The organism is Acinetobacter sp. 228, assembly GCF_048147885.1.
This window is the reverse complement of record NZ_JAYWYV010000219.1, coordinates 1-1,507: the sequence shown is the minus strand read 5'-3', so window position 1 is coordinate 1,507 and position 1,507 is coordinate 1. Positions and strand designations below refer to the sequence as shown.

Sequence of the window (1,507 nt, the reverse complement as noted above, 5' to 3'; positions counted from 1 at the left end):
TGTAGAACAAAAAGTAAGCAATAAATACGACATAGATACCGGCAGCAATAAACCACACTTTCGGATTAACAACAAAACCTGCGACCACAGCAGCGACTGCTAAAACTAGTGCAATGCTTGAAGTGATGATTCCTCCTGGAGTTTTATAAGGGCGAGGCATATCGGGTTTAGATAAGCGCAGTTTGATGTGGGATAAAAGAATCAACACATAGGAAATGGTGGCACCAAAGACCGCGATTAAAATGAGTGAATCGCCTTCTTTTGTGAGTGAAAGTAAGAACCCGATAATGCCCGGAATAATAATTGCCAGATAAGGGGCTTTATTTTTATTGGTTAAAGAGAGTGAAGTAGGTAAGTATCCAGCTCGTGACAATGCAAAGATTTGACGTGAATAGGCATAGATAATTGAGAAGAAACTTGCGATTAAACCAGCTAAACCCACAAAGTTTACGAATGTCGCAAGCCAAGTGTTGGTGCCATAAACTTTAACCAAAGCATCTACCAGAGGGGCGCTTGAGTTTTGTAAAGTACTTGCACCTGCTGCGCCTGCACCCAAGAACAAAATAAGCATGGCAAATGCTGTTAATATGAGCATTGCACCGATTAAACCGCGTGGCAGAGATTTGGCTGGATCTTTTGCTTCCTCTGCTGCTAACGGAACACCTTCTACTGCAAGAAAAAACCAGATAGCGAAAGGAACCGCGGCCCAGATGCCCAAGTAGCCATGAGGTAAAAAAAGACTTGCGCCAACACCTGTACTAACTGGAATATCAAATAAATTTTGTGCATTAAAGTGTGGAATCATTGCCCCAATAAACACGACAAGGGCAACAGCGGCGACAAGTGTAATCGCAAACATGATTTTTAAAGCTTCGCCGGCGCCTTTGAGATGTATACCCATAAAAATGGCGTAACAGGCGAGGTAAATCATCCAGCCATTAATACCAAATAGAGATTCGCAGTAACCACCAATGAATACGGCAATAGCGGCAGGCGCAATTGCATATTCAATTAAAATCGCTGTGCCTGTTAAATAACCACCAAAAGGCCCAAAGGCAGCGCGGGCAAAACTATAACCGCCACCTGCTGTCGGCATCATGGTGGACATTTCTGACATAGAAAGACATAGGCACAGGTACATCAAGGCAGCAAGAGCAGTGGCAATAAACATACCACCCCAACCACCTTGAGCACTACCAAAGTTCCAGCCAGCAAAATCACCTGATATCACATACGCTACGCCTAAACCAATCAGGAGTAACCAACCCACGGTACCTTGTTTAAGTTGGCGCTGAGCAAAATATTCTGCTGATGAGACTTCTGCACTTGAAGAAATAACGGAAGCTGTTTCTGGTTGATTCATACAATACTCCTGCGAGTTGGTTTGTATGAATGAATGCAAAAGCAATGCCTAAATGACGTGCTTTAAATATTAGATGACGCTTTTTTATTCCGGATAGTAAAAATTTGAGAGCTGACTGTACTAAATAAAAAAGCCAGCAATCTA

Annotated in this window: 1 protein-coding gene; it reads right to left on the bottom strand. The window is 42.7% G+C overall.

The annotated features are described in order from the left end of the window. On the bottom strand, positions 1 to 1,363 hold a 1,363-nt coding region (eat, locus tag VXQ92_RS17535), incomplete at its 3' end, for an ethanolamine permease (protein ID WP_416682679.1). Between the last annotated feature and the right edge of the window lie 144 nt (positions 1,364 to 1,507).